We start from the raw sequence: 20235 nt of genomic DNA, 5'->3' as shown, positions 1-20235 counted from the left end.
GTCGCTCAGACCCACGGGCCGATCGGGTTGCCGATCCAGACCGTCTTGTCCGGCACCGACTCACCGCGCATGACGAGCGAGACCGGCCCGACGGTGGCGTTCCTGCCCAGGGTCGCGGCCGGGAGGATGACCGAGTTCGGGCCGAGCGTGGCCCCCCGGCGGAGCCTGACGACGTCCAGGGCGAGCATCCGGTCGTGGAAGAGATGGGTCTGGACGACGGTGCCCTGGTTGACCGTCGCGCCGTCGCCGAGGTCGACGAGGTCGGTCTCGGGCAGCCAGTGCGTCTCGATCCACACGCCGCGCCCGATCCGAGCGCCCATCAGCCGGAACCAGGCGTTCAGGATCGGCGTCCCCGACACGGCGTGGGCGAACCACGGCGCCGCCACCATCTCCACGAACGTGTCGGCGAGCTCGTTGCGCCACACGAAGCCACTCCACAGCGGGTGGGTGCCCGGCCGCATCCGCCCGCAGAGCAGCCACTTGGCGGCGGCGGTCAGCAGGGCGGCCACGGCGCCGGTGACGGCGAGCACCGGTCCCGTCGCCACCAAGGCGACCACGAGGTTCGTCCGGTCCCACAGCCACACGACGAGCACGGCGGCCAGGGCGGGAAGCAGGTACGCCAGCGTAGCGGGCAGCCAGCGGCACAGCTCCACCAGCCCGCGCCCGACCCGCAGCCGGAGCGGCGGCCGGAAGGTGCGGCCGTCCGCGCCCTCCTCGGCCGTACGCCGCAGCGGCGCCGGCGGCGAGCCGAGCCAGGACTCCCCGGAGTGCGCCTTCTTGCGCCGCGGCGCGGCGGACAGCACCGCCACGAGCGACGCCTTGGGGACCTTGCGGCCGGGGGCGGCCATCCCGGAGTTGCCGACGAAGGCGCGCTTGCCGATCTTCACCCGCTCGACCCGGACCCAGCCGCCGCCGAGCTCATAGCCGCCGATGAGCGTGTCGTCGGCGAGGAACGCCTCGTCGTTGACCTGGGTGAGCGTCGGGATCATCAGCACGGTCGACGCCTCGACGTCCTTCCCGATCCGGGCGCCCAGGGCCCGCAGCCAGTGCGGGGTGAGGGTCGAGGAGTAGAGCGGGAAGAGCCAGGTCCGCGCGTCGTCGAGGACCCGCATCGTCGCCCAGACCGCGAGGCCGGCGCCGCTGCGGACCGGGTGCACCCCCGGACGCACCGCCAGCCCCGCCAGCCGGACGACCACCCAGATCAGGAGGGCGAGCAGGACGAGCCCCGCGAGGACGGCCACCGGGCTCCACGCGAGCAGGCCGAGGACGTCGGCGTACGACGCCGGGGTTCCGCCGAGCGCGACCAGGACGGCGATCCCGGCGCCGATCGCGAGCGCCGGCAGCAGGCCGGGGACGACGGCCGCGACGGCGTACGCCGCGACCCACAGCCGGGACCGGTCGGTGCGCTTGCGCCACGGCCCGCGCGCCTCGGCGGCGACGCGGACGGCGGGCGAGCCCGACCAGTACTCGCCCGCGGGGACGGTCCCGAAGACCGACGAGCCCGGCGCGACCTCCGCGTCGGCACCGACTTCGGCGCCCGGGCAGAGCATCGACCGGGCGCCGACGCGCGCCCGGGCGCCGACGCGGACGTGGCCGAGGTGCAGGACGTCGCCGTCGATCCAGTGCCCGGACAGGTCGACCTCCGGCTCCACCGAGGCGCCCTTGCCGAGCGTGAGGAGGCCGGTGACCGGCGGCAGCGAGTGCAGGTCGACGTTGTTGCCGACCTTCGCGCCGAGGAGCCGGGCGTACCACGTCATCAGCGGCGCCCCCGCCAGCGCGTGGGCGCCGAGCTGCTCGACGGCGTGGGACGCGAACCAGAGCCGGAGGTGGACCTTCCCGCCCCGGGGGTGGTCGCCCGGCTCGACGCCGCGCAGGACCAGCCGGGCCAGGCCGGCGGCCAGGAGCATGCGGCCGGGCGGGGTGAGGAAGGCGACGACCGCGATCAGCAGCGCCCACCACGGCAGCGTGGGGAGCCAGTCCGCCTCATCGGAGATCCGCCCGGCGGCGTACGTCCCCAGCGCGAGCCAGGTCAGCCAGCGCGGCGCGGCGAGGCAGCGCAGGAGCACGGTGCCGACGACCTGGCCGGCCTGCGTCTTGGGGGGTACGGCGGGCACCTCGCGGTCGACGACGGCGGTGGAGGAGCCCATCTCGTCGAGGTAGGCCGCCAGCGCGCGCACGGTCGGCTGCTCGTAGACGTCGCCCATCGCGACCTCGGGATAGCGCTCCCGGACGCGCGACACCAGCTGCGCGGCGGTCAGCGAGCCGCCGCCGAGGTCGAAGAAGTCGTCGCCGGCGCCGGAGACCTCGGCGCCGAGGATGTCGTGCCACAGCTCGGCCACCCAGGCCTCGGTCGGGCTCAGCCCCGCGGGGCCGCCGCTGCTCGCCGGCAGCGGCCACGGCAGCGCGTCGCGGTCGACCTTCCCCGACGTACGCGTCGGCAGCGTCTCGACCACCGCGAGCCGGGGCACGAGCGCGGCCGGCAGCTCCTCGCGCAGCCGCGCGACCGCGGCGTGCTGGTCGAACGTGTCGTCGACGGCCACGTAGCCGACGAGGAGCGCGTTGCCCGCGTTGGTCTTCCGTACGGCGGCCGCGGCCCCGTGGACGCCGTCGAGCTGCAGCAGCGCACTGTCGACCTCGCCGAGCTCGATCCGCCGCCCGCCGAGCTTGACCTGGTCGTCGGCCCGGCCGCCGAACAGCAGCCCGGCGGGGTCGTTGACCACGAGGTCGCCCGAGCGGTAGGCGCGCTGCCAGCCGAGGGAGGGCATCGCGGCGTACTTCTCGGCGTCCTTGGCCGGGTCGAGGTACCGCGCCAGCCCGACGCCGCCGATGATCAGCTCGCCGGTCTCCCCCTCACCGACCCGCTCGCCGGTCGCCGGGTCGACCACGGCGAGGTCCCAGCCGTCGAGGGGCAGGCCGATCCGCACCGACCCCTGGCCCGTCAACAGCGCGCCGCAGGCGACCACGGTCGCCTCGGTCGGGCCGTAGGTGTTCCACACCTCGCGCCCGGGCGCCTGCAGCCGGGTGGCGAGCTCGGCCGGGCACGCCTCGCCGCCCATGATCAGCAGGCGTACGCCGGTCAGCGACTCCTCCGGCCACAGGCTGACCAGGGTGGGGACCGTCGACACGATCGTGATGTCGTTGGCGACCAGCCAGGGCCCGACGTCGACGCCGCTGCGCACCAGCGCACGGGGCGCGGGCACGAGGCAGGCGCCGTACCTCCACGCCAGCCAGATCTCCTCGCAGCTGGCGTCGAAGGCGACCGACAGCCCCGCCATCACCCGGTCGCCGACGCCGATCGGGGCGCCTTGGAGGAAGAGCCGGGACTCGGCGTCGACGAAGGCGGCGGCGTTGCGGTGGGTGACGGCGACCCCCTTGGGCGTGCCGGTCGAGCCGGAGGTGAAGATGACCCAGGCGTCGTCGTCGGGCGTGGGCTCCTCCGGCTCCCGGGCGGGCCCGCGGCGCAGGACGGTGAGCTGCAGCTCGTTGCCGAGGACCGCCGCCACCTGCGCCTCGCCGAAGACGAGCCGGGCGCGCTCGTCGGGGTCGTCGGCGTCCGCCGGGACGTACGCCGCGCCGGCGAGCAGCGTCCCGAGGATCGCCGTGTAGAGCTCGGTGGTGCCCGACGAGATCCGGATCCCGACCTTGTCGCCGCGGCCGACACCGGCGGCGTTGAGCTCGGCGGCCACCCCCTCGGCCGCCTCCTCGAGCTCGGCGTAGGTCAGCACGCCGTTGCCGGCGTCCACCGCGGGGTCGTCGGCCGCCTGGGCCACCGAGGCCCGGACGATGTCGACGAGAGTCCGGGGTGCGGGGGCGAGCCGGCCGCGCAGCAGCGGGTCGAGCGTCGGATCGGCGGGGGCGTCGGTCACACAGCGACCCTTCCGGAGGTAGGTGAACGGTGGATGACCGAACCCTAGGACCCCGGATCGGGAATCCGGGAAGCCGCCGAACCTGACCGGGTCGTCCCGGCTGGGGCTACACGAGCGTCGTACGCAGGTCTCGCTTGAGGATCTTGCCGGTCGGGTTGCGCGGCAGCGCCTCGAGGAACTCGACGCTGGAGGGGCACTTGTAGTGGGCGAGCCGCTCGCGGCAGAACCCGATCAGGTCGTCGGGCGTCGCGCTCGTGCCGGGCCGGAGCGCGACGTACGCCTTGACCGCCTCGCCCCAGCGCTCATCGGGTACGCCGACGACGGCGACCTCGAGGACCGCGGGGTGCTCGGCGAGGACCCGCTCGACCTCGGGCGAGTAGATGTTCTCGCCGCCGCTGATGATCATGTCCTTCAGCCGGTCCTCGACGAACACGTAGCCGCCGGCGTCGACCCGGCCGACGTCCCCGGTCCTGAACCAGCCGTCCTCGGTGATCGCCTTCGTCGTCTCCTCGGGACGGCCGAGGTAGCCCGGCGTGGTCTGGTCGCTGCGCAGCCAGATCTCCCCCGGCTCGCCGACCGCGACCTCCTCGCCGGACTCCAGGGAGACGACCTTCAGCTCCATGCCCGGGATCGGGCGCCCGGCCGACAGCAGCCGCTCGGGATGGCCCTCGGCCTCGGCAGTCCGGTGCTCCTCGGCGAGCAGGTGGGTCGCCACCCCGGCCACCTCGGTCAGGCCGTAGACCTGCATGAAGTCGCAGTCCGGCCAGGTCTTCATCGCCTCGCGCAGCAGCGGCGGCGGCATCGGGGCGGCGCCGTAGGTGAACGTCTTGAGCTTCGCGAACACCTCGATCGCCTGCGGCCCGGCCTGGATCACCTGCGCGAGCACGGCGGGCACGAGGAACATCCGGTTGGCCCCCTGCAGGATCGCCCCGGCGAGCGACATCCCGTCGGGGTCGCGGGTCATCACGCTGGGGATGCCGTCGTGGATCCCGAAGAGGACGTACGACGAGCCGCCGACGTGGAAGAGCGGCATCGCGACGAGGTTCTTGTCCTCCGGGTCGAACTCCCAGCCGTCGTGGGCGGCGATGGTGTGCGTGACGAGGTTGCGGTGGGTCAGCAGCACGCCCTTGGGGCGGCCGGTGGTGCCGGAGGAGTACATGACGAGGCACGGGTCGTCGGGTGAGGTGTCCGGCTGCCGGCCGGCCGGCGCCGATGCGGCCAGCCAGGCCTCGTAGTCGTCGCCGCCCTCGGGGGCGACCAGCACGACCCGCTCGACATACGGCAGCTTGGGGCGGAGCGCCTCGATCGTGGGCGCGAGGTCGGCACCGACGAAGAGCACCTTCGCGCGGCAGTCGTTGAGCGTGTAGTCGACCTCGTCGCCGGCGAGTCGGAAGTTGACGACCGCGTTGGCCGCGCCGACGAGCCCGGCCGCGAGGGAGACCTCGACGCAGGCGGGGTGGTTCTTGTCGAGGAAGGCGACCACGTCCCCGCGCCCGACGCCGAGCTCGAGGAGCCCGCCCGCGGCTCGGCGTACGCGATCGTGCCACTGGGACCAGGTCCAGGTCCGGGACAGGTAGGTCATCGCCTCGCCGTCGGGGTCCACCTCGGCCCAGTGGGCGAGCCGGTCGTCGACGAACGCGGGGATCGGGGCATCCATGCCCGCGAGTGTGACCCAGTTCACCGGGAGGGGCAACGGATCGGGCTCCGATGACCAGGCCGGACCTACAGTGGCGGTGTGGATGACTGGGCCGACCGGCACGTCGCGCGGTGGCGCAACCACTGGATCGGCCTCTGCTTCGATCCCGAGGTGGAGGCGGTCGTGGTGCGCATGCACCGGTTGATGGGCCACCTCAAGGAGACCAGCCAGGAGGCGCTGGACCAGGTGGGGCTGCAGGACTTCGAGTACCAGACGCTGCACCAGCTCATGGTCCGCGAGACCCCCGGGCACGCCACGCCGTCCGCGCTTGCCGAGGAGCTCGGGCTCAGCGGCGCCGGCATGACCGGCCGGCTCGACGCCCTCGAGGGCGCCGGGTGGATCCAGCGCAGCACCGCCGCCGACGACCGCCGCCGGGTGGACGTCGAGGTGACCAAGGCGGGCATCGAGATCTGGAAGCAGGCCATGCAGCTGCGCGGCAAGGCCGAGGAGGAGCTCCTCGCCGTGCTCGGCCCCGACGAGCGCACGCAGTTCGCCGTACTCCTGAAGAAGCTGGCGCTCAGCCTCGAGCAATGAGCGCTGGCAGTGATCCTTCTGGGCCACCCAGCCCGGTCTCAGCGGGCTCACAGACTCGGGCGGGAGAGTGAGAGACATGAACGAGTTCCCTTCACGCGGTGACTCGCAGGGCGACAACGAGACCGGTCGCCCCGCTGAGTCCTCGCCTGGCCCCTCCTCGGACGACGCCGCGCGCGGGAGCGAGCGCGCGAGCCAGGGCGGCAGCGCCGGCGAGCCCACGGCCCCGCTCTGGACGCCGCCGAGCGCGCCCCGCGCCCAGGGTCCGTACGCCGGCAACCTCGGGCCGCAGTCGCCGCCGCCGAGCGCGCTCTACGGGCCGCCGGCCACGCAGGTGATGCCCGCGAAGCCGCGGAAGCAGCGCGGCCTGGGCCTCGCCGCGGGCGTGGTGGCGGCCGCGCTGGTCGTCGGCGGCGGCGCCGGCATCGGCGGTGCGGCGCTCTACACCAGCCAGCACGACAACAGCGGCGATATCGCCAGCTCCTCGGGCGCCACCTCGTCGCAGGTCGTGGACGAGGCGGCACCGAAGGGGAGCGTCGAGAAGGTCGCCGCCCGGGTGCTCCCCTCGGTGGTGAAGATCGAGGTCTCGGGCCAGACCGAGGCCGGCTCCGGCTCCGGCATCATCCTCAGCTCCGACGGCGAGATCCTCACCAACAACCACGTGGTGGAGGTCGCCGGCGACAACGGCACGATCAAGGTCGACTTCAACAACGGTCAGTCGGCGAACGCGTCGATCCTCGGGACCGACCCGCTCACCGACACCGCCGTCATCAAGGCCCAGGGCGTCAGCGGCCTGACCCCCGCGACGATCGGCAAGTCCAGCAAGCTGGTCGTCGGGCAGAGCGTCGTCGCGATCGGGTCGCCCTTCGGGCTCGACTCGACCGTCACCTCCGGCATCGTCAGCGCCCTCAACAGGCCGGTCAACGTCGGGTCCGACAACCAGGGCAACGCGACCGTCTACCCCGCCGTCCAGACGGACGCGGCGATCAACCCCGGCAACAGCGGCGGCCCGCTCGTCGACCTCAACGGCAACGTCGTCGGCATCAACGCCTCGATCCGCACCAGCGGCTCGTCCGACTCGGAGGAATCCGGCTCGATCGGCCTCGGCTTCGCGATCCCGATCGACGAGGTCATGCCGATCGTCGACCAGATGATCAAGGGCGAGACGCCGACCCATGCCCGCCTCGGGATCTCCGTCTCGACCGCCGGCGTCAGCGCGCAGGACCAGAGCGAGTCCGACATCACCGACGGCGACGGCGCCAAGGTGGAGCAGGTCAACCAGGGTTCGGCGGCCGAGGACGCCGGGATGTCCGAGGGCGACGTCATCACCAAGGTCGGTGACCAGCCCATCACCAGCTCCGACTCGCTGGTCGCGACAATCCGGGCCTACCGGCCGGGCGACAAGGTCACCGTGACCTGGACCCACGACGGCAAGACGAAGTCGGCGACCATCACGCTCGACTCCGACGAAGGCTCGTCGACGTCCTGATCCCGGGCGCGGTCGCCGGACGCGGGGGTCCGACAGCCGCACCCAGCCCTCCCACCGTCCAGCCGGGAGGGGCAGCAGCAGGGCCCCGCGGCCCACGTGTCCACCAGCCGCGGGGCCCTGCTCGTCTGTGCTCACAGACGCTTCTGGAACTCCCCCATCCGCTCCACCGGCACGAAGCCCAGCGCCTCGTTGACGGCGATCATGTGGTCGTTGGACTCCGCGTTGTAGGTGTTCACGGCGGTCGCATCGGGCCGGTCCTGCACGAGGAGACGCAGGTTGGCGATCTTGAGCGCCAGCCCGAGCCGGTGGCCGCGGTGGCGGCGCTGTACGAGCGTGCCCCACTGGTAGGCGACCCGCTCGTGCCTGCCCATGACCAGCTCGGTGTAGGCGACGGCATCCCCCATGGCGTCCAGGGCCACGGTGCCCCAGCTCGACCGCCCCTGCTCGGCGAACAGCGCCTCGATGTGGCGTACGGCCCCCACATCGGGCGTCGCCGGCTCGATGTCGAGGCCGCCGACCGGCGCCTCCGTCTCCACGGCAGCCTCCAGCCGCGCCCAGCCCTCGACGATGTCGTCGGGCACAGGGCGCCGGAAGGAGCGGAGGGTGTACGCCGACGGCCCGGTCGACCAGGACGGCGCGGCCTCCTTCTCGAGCCGGTCGAGGAGGTCGTCGGGCAGCGGCAGAGACAGCCGGCGGCGTACGTCGGCGAGGACCAGGTCGTAACCGTGGCGCCGGGCGAACTCGGCCCCCGGCTCGCCGTGGCCCTCCGGGCCGCCGTCGTACGGCCACACGGCCTCCGCGCCCATCGTCGTACGCCCGAGGTCGACGGCGAGGCGCTCGAGGTGGGCGAGCATCGCACCGCCGTAGCCGCGTCGGCGGGCGTCGGGACGGGCGAAGACGACGATCTGGGCCCGGTGCCGGTTGTCGACGAGTGGCAGGCGCAGGTCGCCGACGACGACGGCCCGGCCGTCCGCGCGCCCGACGAACCCTCTGCGCTGCTCGGTGCCGGAGTCCTGCAGGAACATGGTCCGCAGGCTGCGCAGGTCCCAGGTGACCGGGTCGACGCGACCCTCGCGGTCCGCCGCGTCGTAGACGGCGTGCCACTCGGCGAACGCCGCGTCGTCCCTCGGGTCCACCTCGAGGATCTCGAGGCTCATCGGGCCCTCTCGACGCGGGTCTCGTCCCAGACCGGCTGGGGCGACTCGTAGACGGTCCCGTCGGCGCCGTAGACCAGGAATCGGTCGAAGCCGCGCGCGAACCAGCGGTCGTGGGTGACCGCGATGACCGTCCCCTCGAAGGCCTCGAGCCCGTCCTCCAGTGCCTCGGCGGACTGGACGTCGAGGTTGTCGGTCGGCTCGTCGAGCAGCAGCAGGGTCGCACCGCTGAGCTCGAGCAGCAGGATCTGGAAGCGCGCCTGCTGGCCGCCGGAGAGGGAGTCGAAGGTCTGCTCGGCGGCGTGGGCGAGCTCGTAGCGGTCCAGGACCCGGGACGCCTGCTCCCGGCCCATCCCGTCACGGTGCTCGTCGCCGCGGTGGAGGATCTCCAGCAGCGTGCGCCCGATCAGCTCGGGGTGGGCGTGGGTCTGCACGAACCAGCCGGGGCGGACCCGTGCGCCGAGCCGCGCGACACCGGTGTGGGCGACCGGCGCGATCTCCCCGCCGGCCGAGCCCGTCGACACCGGCTCGTGCTCCTTGTCCGGTCGCGTGCCGCCGGCGGCGAGGAGGCGCAGGAAGTGGCTCTTGCCCGAGCCATTGGACCCGAGGACGGCCACCCGCTCGCCGTACCAGACCTCGAGGTCGAACGGCCTCATCAGGCCGGTGAGCTCGAGCTGCTCGCAGACGACCGCCCGCTTGCCGGTGCGGCCGCCCTTGAGTCGCATCCGCACCTGCTGCTCGCGCGGCTGCTCGATCGGCGGCCCGGCCTGCTCGAACCTCTCCAGGCGGGTCTTCGCCGCCTGATAGCGCGAGGCCATGTCGGCGTTGTAGGCCGCCTTGTTCTTGTACATGAGCATGAGGGCACGCAGCTTCGCGTGCTCCTCGTCCCACCGCTTGCGCAGCTCCTCGAGCCGAGCGAACCGCTCTCTGCGCGCCTCGTGGTAGGTCCCGAAGCTGCCTGGGTGGGTCCAGACCTGGTTGCCCGCACTCCCCAGCTCGACGGTGACGACCCGGGTGGCGGTGTTGTTCAGCAGCTCGCGGTCGTGACTGACGTAGAGGATCGTCTTGGGCGACTCACGCATCCGCTCCTCCAGCCAGATCTTCCCGGGCACGTCGAGGAAGTTGTCCGGCTCGTCGAGGAGCAGGACCTCGTCGGGCCCGCGCAGGAGGTACTCCAACGCCAGCCGCTTCTGCTCACCGCCGGAGAGCGTGTCGAGCGAGCGGTACTTCGCGCGGTCGAAAGGTACGCCGAGGGCCGCCATCGTGCACACGTCCCACACGACCTCGAGGTCGTAGCCGCCCGCGTCGGCGTACTCCGCGAGCGCGGTGGCGTAGCGCAGCTGCGTCCGCTCGTCGTCGTGGTCCATCAGCGCGAGCTCGCACGTGTCCACCTCGCTCGCCGCCGCCCGCACCCGCGCCGGTGCGACGGAGAGCAGCAGCTCCGCCACGGTGGTCGCGCCGCGGTGTCCATCGCCTCGGGCTCCGCTTCGGCCATCGACCATCTGCCTCATCACGCCGAGGCCGCCCGAGCGGGTCACGACGCCCGCATGCGGCTGCAGCTCGCCGGTCACGATGCGCAGCAGCGTGGTCTTGCCGGCCCCGTTGGCGCCGACCAGCGCCACCTTCGCGCCCTCGCCCACCCGGAACGACACGTCGTCGAGGAGCACCCGGCCGTCCGGGAGCTCGAATCGCACACCCGAGACGTCTACGTGGCCCATGGGTCACCAGTCTCCCATCGGCTGTCACCTGGTTTTCGCGGCCGTCCGGACTGGCATAGCAGGCGCTCTCCCCCGCCGGCCGCGCTCAGACCGCGAGCGCGCACGCGGTCTGAGAGCACCTATGCCAGTCGGGGCGACCGGCCTCCACGAGCCGGACCAGCTCCATGAGGACGTCCCGGACGTAGTCCGGCCTGAGCATGACCTGCTCCCAGCTGAACCTCACGACCAGCCAGCCGGCGACTCCGAGTGCCGTGAAGCGCTCGCAGTCCAGGTCGTGCGCCTGCTTGCCGGTGTGGAACTCGTGCGAGTCCGCCTCGAACACGATCCGGTGGTCGCGGTCCACCAGGTCGGGATGCAGGACGAGGGAGCGGGCCACGACCTCCGCCTGCGGCTCGACCGCGAGCACGGGGAACTCCAGCACGAGCGCCCGCAGGACCGACTCGAAGGGGTTCGCAGCCAGCGGCGTCGCGGCGTCGGCCACGCGCAGACACTCGCGCCGGCCACGGCCCTGGACCCGCGCGGCGGCGGTCACCAGCTCGTCCTTGTCCACCATCCCTGACCGGAGCGCTGAGTCGGCGACGGCGAGCGCCTCGTCGAAGGGCAGGCGCTTGGCGCAGTCGAGCACCGTGCGCAGCGGGCTGGTGACACCGTCGGTGATCTCCTCCGGATCGAGGTCCGCGTAGACGACGTGGTGCCGCCGCCGGCGGTCCGGACCGATTCGCCGATGGCGCGGGACGCTGACCCAGGCGCGGTCCGGCGGGGTCTTGACCTTCCAGCCCCAGTGCTGCGCCGCACTGAGGTGCGAGAGCACTCCGGTGAGGGACAGTGCCGCCAGGAAGTGCTCAGCGACATCAGCGAGCACGAGCTTGCGGCCGGCTCTCCGGATCAGCCCGCACTCGATCGCGCGACGGACCTTGCGGCGGCTCGTCAGCCGCATCAACACGCGTGGCGTCGCGACTCCGCCCACGATCGCCAGGGCATCTACTGCTTCCATGACCGGGTCATGCCCGCCTCGGCGCACTTCAGCAGCTTGTCCACAGGTCGCCTCGACTGGCATAGGTCGCCCATCTCCGGGTTCCATCCGCTTAGCCGATCGGGGCATCCAACCTCGCAGGGCACCTATGCCAGTCGGGACGACCGGCCTCAGAGCGAGGCGCGCAGCGCGGCGTGGATCCCGGAGGGGGTGAGCACGCCGAGGAAGCGGGGGCCGTCGGTGACCCCCACGACCGGGCGGTCGTCGCGCAGCATGAGCGCGAGTGCCTCCTCGAGGGTGGCGCCGACGGGGAGGGTGGCGGCGAGATCGCCGGCGGAGACGCCGTCGAGCCTCTCGAGGTGGCCGGCGTCGATGCGGGTGACGCTGAGGCGGCGCAGCCCCGAGGTCGAGCCTACGAAGGAGGCGACGAAGTCGTCGGCCGGCCGGGCGAGCACCTCGGCCGGGGTCCCCCACTGGGCCAGCCGGCCGCCGGGCGCCATCACGGCGACCCGGTCGCCGAGCCGGACGGCCTCGTCGAGGTCGTGGGTGACGAGTACGACGGTGGTGCCGAGGTCCTGCTGCAGCCGCCGGAACTCGTCCTGCAGCCGCCGCCGCTCGAGCGGGTCGACGGCGCCGAACGGCTCGTCCATGAGCAGCACCGGCGGGTCGGCGGCCAGAGCCCGGGCGACGCCCACGCGCTGCTGCTGACCGCCGCTGAGCTGGTGCGGGTAGCGGTCGGCGTACGTCGCCGGGTCGAGCCCGACGAGCTCGAGGAGCTCCCGGGCGCGGCTGCGCGCCTCCGCCCTCGGCCGGCCGAGCAGGACCGGCACCGTCATCACGTTGGCGAGCACCTTCTGGTGCGGGAAGAGGCCGACCTGCTGGATGACGTAGCCGATGCCTCGGCGCAGCTCGACCGGGTCCTGCGACATCACGTCCCGTCCCGCGACGGTGATCGTGCCCGACGTCGGCTCCACCAGCCGGTTGACCATCCGCAGCGTCGTCGACTTGCCGCAGCCCGACGGGCCAACGAGCGCCGCGACCTCGCCGCGGTCCACGCTGAGGGAGAGGTCCTGGACGGCGGTCGTGCCGTCGGCGTACGTCTTCGTCACGCCCTCGAGCACGATCATCGGCCCGGTAACGTCCATGCCGTGACCCTACTGGCCCCGTCGGCGGCGCAGGCCCAGGCGACCGGGCCGTCGTGCTACAGCCGGCTCGTCAACCACTGGGTGTGCCCCGACTACTGGCAGGACCGCGGCTCCGAGATCCGCTCAGCCACGGTGCAGCACCTGGAGATCACCGTCCTCGCGGTCGTGCTGGGGCTGGCGGTCGCGGTCCCGCTGGCGCTGGCCGCGCGCCGCGTCGGGTGGCTGCACAACGGGATCCTGGGGCTCACCACCGCGCTCTACACGGTGCCGAGCCTGGCGCTCCTGCCGCTGCTGGTGCCGTTCACCGGACTCACGATGACGACGGTGGTGATCGGGCTCGCGGTCTATGCGCTCACGATCCTGGTCCGGGCGCTCGTCGACGGGCTCGACTCCGTGCCGGCCGACGTACGCGACGCCGCGCGGGGTCTCGGCTACGGTCCCGTACGCCGGCTTGCCCGGGTCGAGCTGCCGCTCGCGGTCCCGGTGATCCTGGCCGGGCTGCGCGTGGCGACGGTCTCGACGGTGGCGCTGACGACCGTCGGCTCCCTGGTGGCGTACGGCGGCCTCGGCAACCTCATCGCCGACGGCGTACGCACCGACTTCCGGGCCGAGCTCCTCACCGCCGCGGTGCTGTGCGTGGTGCTCGCGGTGGTCCTCGACCTGCTGCTCGTGCTTGCAGGCCGCCTGGTCACCCCGTGGAGGCGCGGATGAGGCTGTTCGGCGACACCTGGCGCTACCTCACCGCGGGCGGCCACTGGACCGGTGACGGCGGCCTGCTCGACCTGCTCGGCCAGCAGCTGCTGCTCACGGTCACCGCGCTCGCCATGGCGCTCGTCATCGGGCTCCCGGTGGCGCTCTGGCTCGGCCACCTCGGTCGCGGCGGCTGGCTCGCCGTCAACATCAGCGGCATCGGCCGGGCGGTCCCCGTCTTCGCGCTCCTCGCGCTGCTCGTCACCGCCGACTGGCCCGGCGTACGCACCGCCGGCCCCTACGGGCGCGCCGGGCTCGCGACCCTCATCGCGCTCGCGCTCTTCGCGCTGCCGCCGATCATCACCAACGCCTACGTCGCGGTCCGCGAGGTGCCGGCCGACGTCAAGCAGGCGGCCGTCGGGATGGGCATGACCGGTGGCCAGCGGTTCGCCCGGGTCGAGCTCCCGCTGGCCCTGCCGCTCGTCCTCAGCGGCGTACGCCTCGCGCTCGTGCAGGTCTGGGCGACCGCCACGATCGCCGCCCTCGTGGCCGGCCCCGGCCTGGGTCGCGTCATCACCGACGGCTTCGCCCGGACGCAGTACGGCGAGGGCCTCGCCGGAGCGGTCGTGGTCGCGGTCGTCGCCGTCGTTCTCGAGCTGGCAGCCGCCGGTCTGGTGCGGCTGTCCGTGCAGGTCCCTAGGGTGGACACGATCTGACTCCTGACCGCAGGAAGGTGACCATGAACGTTCGACGTACGGCGGCGGCGCTCCTCTCCGCGGGGGTGCTGCTCACGGCCACCGCCTGCGGCGCCGGGGACGACCTCGCCTCCGACGACAACAGCCCCTCCGCCGGCTCCTCCGGCGGAGGAGGCAAGATCTCGATCGCGAGCCAGAACTTCCCCGAGGCGGCGCTCGTCACGGCGATGTACGAAGAGCTGCTGAAGAACGCCGGCTACCAGCCGAGCGTCAAGCTCGTCGACACCCGGGACGCCTACATGGCGACCTTCCCCGGCCAGGTCGACGTCGTGCCGGAGTACGTCGGCGGCATCGTCAACTTCCTCAACGCCAAGGCCAACGGCGACTCCGCGAAGCCGTTCGAGGCCGGTGACGGCGAGCAGCTCGCCCAGCAGGGCAAGAAGCTGCTCGACGACGCCGGGATCACCCTGCTCGACCAGTCCAGCGCGACCGACACCAACGCCTTCTTCGTCACGAAGAAGTATTCCGAGGACGACGGCGTCACCAGGCTCTCCGACCTCAAGGGCAAGAAGGTCGTCCTTGCCGCGGCGCCTGACTGCAGCGGCCGCCTCGACTGCGAGGGCGGGCTCACGGACAAGTACGGCATCGACGTCACCAAGCTGCTGCCGCTCGGCTACGCCAGCGACCAGACCTACAAGTCGGTGATCGACGGCGAGTCGCAGCTCGGCGAGACCAGCACCACCGACGGCACCCTCGACTCACAGGGCCTCGTCGTCCTCGACGACGACCAGCACATCCAGCCCGCTCAGAACCTCGTCCCCGCGGTCAGCAGCGACTACCTCGCCGACCACCCGGACCTGCCCGACGTGCTCGACCCGCTGATGAAGGCGCTCACGACCGAGAAGCTGACCGAGCTCAACGGCAAGGTCTCGGTCGACCGGGAGAAGCCCGCCGACGTCGCGCACGAGTTCCTGACCGACGAGGGGCTGCTCTGATGACCGAGACGGGGGGCGACCGCGAGGTCGACGTCGTCGTCGTCGGCACCGGTCCCGGCGGCGAGGCGCTCGCCCTCGAGACGGCGAAGGCCGGGCTCGAGGTCGTCGCGGTCGACAAGCACCTGGTCGGCGGCGAGTGCCCCTACTTCGCGTGCATCCCGACCAAGATGATGCTGCGGGCCGCCGACACCCTGGCCGAGGCCGACCGGGCCGGCCTGCTGGCCGGCGACGTCAGCGTCGTGTCCTCGTGGGCGCCGGTGGCCCGACGGCTCTCCGAGGAGGCCACCGACGGCTGGTCCGACGCCGCCGCGGTCGAGCGGCTCGAGAAGACCGGGGCGACCGTCCACCACGGCACCGCCCGGCTGGCCGGCCCGAAGCGGGTCATCCTCGAGCCGACCGACGGCTCGGATGCGCTCACCTACACCGCCCGTCGCGGAGTCGTCCTCAACACCGGCACGCGCCCGGCCGAGCCGCCGGTGGACGGGCTCGCCGGCACGCCGTACTGGACCAATCGCGACGCCGTCCGCGTCACCGAGCTGCCGGGATCGCTGGTCATCCTCGGTGGCGGGCCCGTGGGCGCGGAGCTGGCGCAGGCCTTCGCCCGATTCGGCGTCCGCGTGACGATCGTCCAGCACGGCCCGCGGCTGCTCCCCCGCGACGAGCCGGAGGCCTCTCAGGTGCTCGCCGACGTGCTGGTCCGCGAGGGCATCCGGGTGATGACCGGGGCCGAGGTGACCCGGGTGGCCTACTCCGACGGCTTCGCCCTCACGCTCGCCTCCGGCGAGGAGCTGACCGCCGACCGGCTGCTGGTCGCGACCGGCCGGGTCCCCAACCTCGACGACGTCGGGCTCGACACCGTCGGCCTTTCCCCCGACAGCGTCGAGGTCGACGAGCGGCTCCGGGCCGGCGACGGACTGTGGGTGATCGGCGACATCACCGGCCACGGCGCGTTCACCCACATGTCGATGTATCAGTCGGGCATCGCCCAGAAGGACATCCTCGGGGTCGACGGGCCGCCGGCGGCCTATCACGCCGTCCCGCACACCACCTTCACCGACCCGGAGGTCGCCGGCGTCGGGATGACCGAGCAGGCCGCCCGCGACGCCGGGCTGAGCGTCCGCACCGGCAGCGCCGACTGGGGCTCGCGCGGCTTCACCCACGGTCCCGGCGCCGACGGCTTCGTCAAGGTGGTCGAGGACGCCGAGCGGGGCGTCCTGGTCGGCGCCACCGCCGTCGGGCCGTACGCCGGCGAGGTGCTCTCGATGCTCACCCTCGCCGTCCACGCCGAGCTGCCGGTGGACACCCTGCGCTCGATGATCTACACCTATCCCACCTTCCATCGCGCCGTCGTGACGGCGCTGTCAGCCCTGGAGTGACCCGTGCCCGGAGACCGGACGCTCGACCCCGAGCTCGCCGCCGTCCTCGACGTCCTCGCGGGGATGCCTCCGCTGTGGCAGGAGGAGCCCGCGGTCGCCCGGGCGGGCTACCGCGCGCTGTCCGTCGACGGCCGTGACCCGGCGACGCTGCCGCCGATCGCCTCCGTCGACGACATCACCGTCCCCGGCGCCGCCGGCGACGTCCCCGCGCGGGTCTACCGGCCCGCCACCGCGGCGGCGCTGCCGACGATCGTGATGTTTCACGGCGGCGGCTGGGTGATCGGCGACCTCGACACCCATGACATCGAGGGGCGCAACCTCGCCAACCTCTGCGAGGCGGTCGTGGTGGCGGTCGACTACCGGCTGGCTCCGGAGGACCCGTTCCCCGCCGCCTACGACGACGCCGTCGCGGCCGCCCGCTGGATCGCCGACCACGAGGCCGGGTTCGGACGCAGCGGGAGGGTCGCGGTCGCCGGCGACAGCGCGGGCGGCAACCTCGCCGCGGGCGTGGCCCAGGTGTTCCGCGACGAGGGCCGGCCGCTGGCGGCCCAGCTGCTCGTCTATCCCTCCACCGACAAGGCGACCGTCCACCCCTCGCGGGTGGCCAACGGCGAGGGCTACTTCCTCGACGAGCAGACTATCCAGTGGTTCCTGAAGCAGTACGCACCGGACGTCGACGCCACCGACCCGCGGCTCTCGCCGCGCTACGGCGACCTGACGGGGCTTCCCCCGGCGGTCGTCGTGACGGCGGAGTTCGACCCGCTCCGCGACGACGGCGCCGCCTACGCCGCCGCCCTCGCCGAGGCCGGCGTCCCGGTCGTCCACCACGACTTCCCCGGGCTCATCCACGGCTTCATCACCATGGGTCGTCAGTCCCGGGCGGCCCAGGCCGCGATCGAGACGGCGTACGCCGACTTCCGGACGCTCCTCCACGGCTGAGCACGGCCCGTCGGGGGCCTCAGGGTGCGACACGGGGCAACCCTGATGGTTTGACGCCTCGGCGACCGGTCACACTTGGAGCATGCCGATCTCGAAGGCGAAGGAGCTCGCCCGCAAGCTGGCACTGCGCTGGGCGATGCGAGGGAAGTCGACGCCCATCCCGGACATCACGACCCTCCGCAAGATCCCCGAGCACCTCACCTACCCCCTCCGGCGCAACGGAGTCGATCCGGTCCCGGCCCTCGCCGATGCCCGGGCGCAGGAGGCGGTGACGGTCCTCGGCAACGTCCTCGGGCTCGACATCTTCCTGGTCACCGGCCACGCCGAGGCCCGGGCGGTGCTCGCCGACAGCAGGTCTTACAGCAACGACATGCGCCACCTGCTCGGCAGCCGGCCCCGCACCGACGCCGAGGGCATCGGGGGCCTCGGGATGACCGACCCGCCCGACCACACCCGGCTGCGCGGGCTGCTGACGCCGGAGTTCACGATGCGCCGCCTCGCGCGGCTCGACGAGATGATCGACCGGATCGTCGAGGACGCCCTTGACGACCTCGAGGCCAACGGCCCGGTCGTCGACCTGGTCCAGCACTTCGGCTTCGAGATCCCGTTCCGGGTCATCTGCGAGCTGCTCGGCATGCCGGAGGACGTCCGTGAGGAGTTCCACGGGCTCGGCGTGGCCCGCTTCGACATCAGCAAGGACGGCGCCGCCGGCGCCTTCGACGCCGCCGCCGACTCGCGGACCTTCCTCATCAACGCCGTCAGGGAGCAGCGCGACAACCCCGGCGAGGGCCTCATCGGCGAGATCATCCGCACCAAGGGCGACGAGTACGACGACGTCGAGCTCGGCGGCCTCGCCGACGGGGTCTTCCTCGGGGGCTACGAGACGTCCGCGTCGATGCTCTCGATGGGCACCTACGTCCTGACCCAGCAGCCGGCGGCGTACGCCATGCTGCGAAGCGGCGACAAGCAGCAGGTCGACACCGTGATCGAGGAGCTGCTCCGCTACCTCTGCCCGGTCCAGATCGCGTTCCCGCGGTTCGCCCGCGAGGACCACGACCTGTTCGGCCAGCACGTCACGAAGGGCTCGGTCGTGATCGTGAGCCTGTCCGGGGCCAACCGCGACCCCTCGGTCGTGCCGCATCCTGAGCAGTTCGACCTCCGCAACGCCGGTACCGCCCACCTGACCTTCGGCCACGGGCTGCACCGCTGCGTCGGCGCCGAGCTGGCGCGGATGGAGCTGCGCGCGGCGCTCACCGGGCTCGCCCGGCGCTTCCCCGACCTCAGCCTCGCCACCGACGACCTCGGCGAGCTCGGCTTCCGCGACCTCTCGATCGTCTACAGCGTCGACCGGCTGCCGGTGCGGCTGGCCCCCGAGCCGGTCGCGGTCTGAGCCGTCGGCTGCCGACGTCCAAAGTGTCACCGTGACAGTTTGGGGCGGGCACCCCGGGCACGGCCGCCGCGGTCAGGGCCGGCGCGTCTCCAGCACCCGGAACCCCTTCGCGCTGCCGATCCTGCTGGTCGGGTAGCCCTGCGTGGTCAGCCAGCGCTGGAGGCTGTCGCCGCCGAGGTTCCTGCCGACGACCATGACGGCCCGGCCGCCGGGCACCAGCCGCGGCAGCCAGCTGAGCAGCAGGTCGTGCAGGGCGTCCTTGCCGATCCGGATCGGCGGGTTGCTCCAGATCTCGTCGTACGCCACCGACGGGTCCACCTCGCCCGGCGTGACGGCGCGGAAGCGGTCGCCGAGCCCCGGATGGGTCAGGCTCAGCGCCGCGGCGTTCTCGTTGGCGAGCAGCACGGCGCGCTCGTTGACGTCGACGCCCGTCACCTCGACCGACGGCGACGCGAGCGCGACGGCCAGTCCGATGACGCCGTAGCCGCAGCCCAGGTCGAGCACGCGTCGTACGCCGGCGCCCGGCGGCTCGGTCTCGCGGAAGAGCACCGCGGTGCCGACGTCGAGGCGGCCCTGCGCGAACACGCCGCTGCCGCTGGTCAGCGACAGCCGGTGGCCCCAGACCTCGGCGTCCACCGGGCTCCGCGTGAAGCTCGAGGACGGGTCGGCGGTGAAGTAGTGGTCCTCACTCATCGTCGTCCACCTCGTGCGCCTGCCGCTTGGCCCGGGTCACCAGCAGCCGGGCGCCGAGCTCGGCGTCGGGCGGGTAGGCGACCTCCTCGAGGGTGAGGCCGGCGGCGGGAGCGACGGGGACGGCGGGCGACCGGGTGGCCGCCTCGAGCGTCTCCTTCGCCCAGGCGACGTCCTTGCGGCCCTCCCCGATGGCGAGCAGGCAGCCGACCAGCGCGCGCACCATGCTGTGGCAGAAGGCGTCCGCGACGACGGTCGCGACCGCGACGCCCGTCTCGTCCCGCTCCCAGACGAGCCGGTGGACGGTACGGATCGTGGTGGCGCCCTCGCGCGGCTTGCAGAAGCTGGCGTAGTCGTGCAGGCCGACCAGGTCGGCTGCCGCCACGTTCATCGCCGAGAGGTCGAGCGGCCGAGGCCGGTAGAGCACGTGATGGCGACGCAGCGGGTCGGCGTACGCCGGGCGGTCGGCCACGCGGTAGGCGTAGCGCCGCCACAGCGCGGAGAACCGCGCGTCGAACTCCGCCGGCGCCTCCACCGCCCGATGGACGCGCAGGTCGGCGGGGAGGATGCCGTTGAGCCGGCGTACGAGCGCGTCCAGAGGCAGGTCGTCGGACCGACCCGCCGAGGCGGCCAGCACCTCCTCGTCGACGTCGAGGTGCGCCACCTGCCCGCGGGCGTGGACGCCGGTGTCGGTCCGCCCGGCGACGACCACCCGCACCGCCGCCACACGCAGCGCGGTCGCCAGCGCCGCCTCGAGCTCGCCCTGCACGGTCCGCAGCCCCGGCTGGGTCGCCCAGCCGTGGAACTTCGTGCCGTCGTAGGCGAGGTCGATCCGGATCCGCACGCAGTGCATCCTCCCAGACCGCCGGTGGCCGGGCTTGTCGAGAC

16 protein-coding genes are annotated in these 20235 nt (G+C 73.0%); 8 read left to right on the top strand and 8 right to left on the bottom strand.

Annotated elements, in window-relative coordinates:
• Positions 1-5: 5 nt before the first annotated feature.
• Together ABLE53_RS10355 and ABLE53_RS10350 are read right to left on the bottom strand one after the other, a co-directional pair.
• Complete coding sequence (locus ABLE53_RS10355; RefSeq protein WP_348858787.1) at positions 6-3866, bottom strand: Pls/PosA family non-ribosomal peptide synthetase; 3861 nt, start codon at positions 3864-3866, stop codon at positions 6-8.
• Between the two features lie 106 nt (positions 3867-3972).
• Entirely contained in the window at positions 3973-5523 is a 1551-nt protein-coding gene (locus ABLE53_RS10350; protein WP_348858785.1) for a long-chain-fatty-acid--CoA ligase, read from the bottom strand.
• Positions 5524-5601: 78 nt separating this feature from the next.
• Here ABLE53_RS10350 and ABLE53_RS10345 point away from each other — a divergent pair, with 78 nt between their 5' ends.
• Positions 5602-6096, top strand: a complete 495-nt coding sequence (locus ABLE53_RS10345; RefSeq protein WP_348858784.1) for a MarR family winged helix-turn-helix transcriptional regulator — start codon at positions 5602-5604, stop codon at positions 6094-6096.
• A 76-nt stretch (positions 6097-6172) separates the two neighbouring features.
• Entirely contained in the window at positions 6173-7582 is a 1410-nt protein-coding gene (locus ABLE53_RS10340; RefSeq protein ID WP_348858783.1) for a S1C family serine protease, read from the top strand.
• Between the two features lie 131 nt (positions 7583-7713).
• Here ABLE53_RS10340 and ABLE53_RS10335 read toward each other — a convergent pair whose 3' ends face one another.
• The 4 genes from ABLE53_RS10335 to ABLE53_RS10320 form a co-directional block, all read right to left on the bottom strand.
• On the bottom strand, positions 7714-8739 hold the full coding sequence (locus ABLE53_RS10335) for a GNAT family N-acetyltransferase (RefSeq protein ID WP_348858782.1): 1026 nt from the start codon (positions 8737-8739) through the stop codon (positions 7714-7716).
• Positions 8736-10454, bottom strand: a complete 1719-nt coding sequence (locus ABLE53_RS10330; protein ID WP_348858781.1) for an ABC-F family ATP-binding cassette domain-containing protein — start codon at positions 10452-10454, stop codon at positions 8736-8738. The genes ABLE53_RS10335 and ABLE53_RS10330 overlap by 4 nt, the downstream gene beginning before the upstream one ends.
• Before the next feature lie 85 nt (positions 10455-10539).
• Entirely contained in the window at positions 10540-11448 is a 909-nt protein-coding gene (locus ABLE53_RS10325) for a DUF559 domain-containing protein (RefSeq protein ID WP_348858780.1), read from the bottom strand.
• A gap of 149 nt (positions 11449-11597) precedes the next feature.
• Positions 11598-12572 carry an ABC transporter ATP-binding protein gene (locus ABLE53_RS10320; protein ID WP_425474858.1) on the bottom strand — a complete coding sequence of 325 codons (975 nt, stop codon included), beginning with the start codon at positions 12570-12572 and terminating at the stop codon, positions 11598-11600.
• A 3-nt stretch (positions 12573-12575) separates the two neighbouring features.
• On the opposite strand from ABLE53_RS10320, the gene ABLE53_RS10315 reads away from it, so the two are divergent.
• From ABLE53_RS10315 to ABLE53_RS10290, 6 genes are all read left to right on the top strand, one after another.
• Complete coding sequence (locus ABLE53_RS10315) at positions 12576-13283, top strand: ABC transporter permease (protein ID WP_348858779.1); 708 nt, start codon at positions 12576-12578, stop codon at positions 13281-13283.
• The gene (locus ABLE53_RS10310) at positions 13280-13978 is read left to right on the top strand and encodes an ABC transporter permease (protein ID WP_348858778.1); all 699 of its coding nucleotides are present in this window, start codon (positions 13280-13282) and stop codon (positions 13976-13978) included. Before ABLE53_RS10315 ends, ABLE53_RS10310 begins: the two co-directional genes overlap by 4 nt.
• A 23-nt stretch (positions 13979-14001) precedes the next feature.
• A complete protein-coding gene (locus ABLE53_RS10305) occupies positions 14002-14952 on the top strand; it encodes an ABC transporter substrate-binding protein (RefSeq protein WP_348858776.1) in 951 nt (316 codons plus the stop codon).
• Complete coding sequence (locus ABLE53_RS10300; protein ID WP_348858775.1) at positions 14952-16328, top strand: dihydrolipoyl dehydrogenase family protein; 1377 nt, start codon at positions 14952-14954, stop codon at positions 16326-16328. Before ABLE53_RS10305 ends, ABLE53_RS10300 begins: the two co-directional genes overlap by 1 nt.
• A 3-nt stretch (positions 16329-16331) precedes the next feature.
• Positions 16332-17267, top strand: coding sequence for an alpha/beta hydrolase (locus ABLE53_RS10295; protein ID WP_348858773.1), 936 nt, complete (start codon positions 16332-16334; stop codon positions 17265-17267).
• 82 nt (positions 17268-17349) lie between these two features.
• Entirely contained in the window at positions 17350-18657 is a 1308-nt protein-coding gene (locus ABLE53_RS10290; protein WP_348858772.1) for a cytochrome P450, read from the top strand.
• 72 nt (positions 18658-18729) lie between these two features.
• On the opposite strand, the gene ABLE53_RS10285 is transcribed toward ABLE53_RS10290, so the two are convergent.
• A complete protein-coding gene (locus ABLE53_RS10285; protein WP_348858771.1) occupies positions 18730-19350 on the bottom strand; it encodes a class I SAM-dependent methyltransferase in 621 nt (206 codons plus the stop codon).
• Complete coding sequence (gene truA / locus ABLE53_RS10280; RefSeq protein WP_425474857.1) at positions 19343-20191, bottom strand: tRNA pseudouridine(38-40) synthase TruA; 849 nt, start codon at positions 20189-20191, stop codon at positions 19343-19345. The genes ABLE53_RS10285 and truA overlap by 8 nt, the downstream gene beginning before the upstream one ends.
• Between the last annotated feature and the right edge of the window lie 44 nt (positions 20192-20235).

Source organism: Nocardioides asiaticus (assembly GCF_040049175.1).
GTDB classification, from domain to species: Bacteria; Actinomycetota; Actinomycetes; order Propionibacteriales; family Nocardioidaceae; genus Nocardioides; species Nocardioides cheoyonin.
The sequence above is the reverse complement of the archived record's forward strand: the minus strand, read 5'-3'. Positions and strand labels throughout refer to the sequence as shown.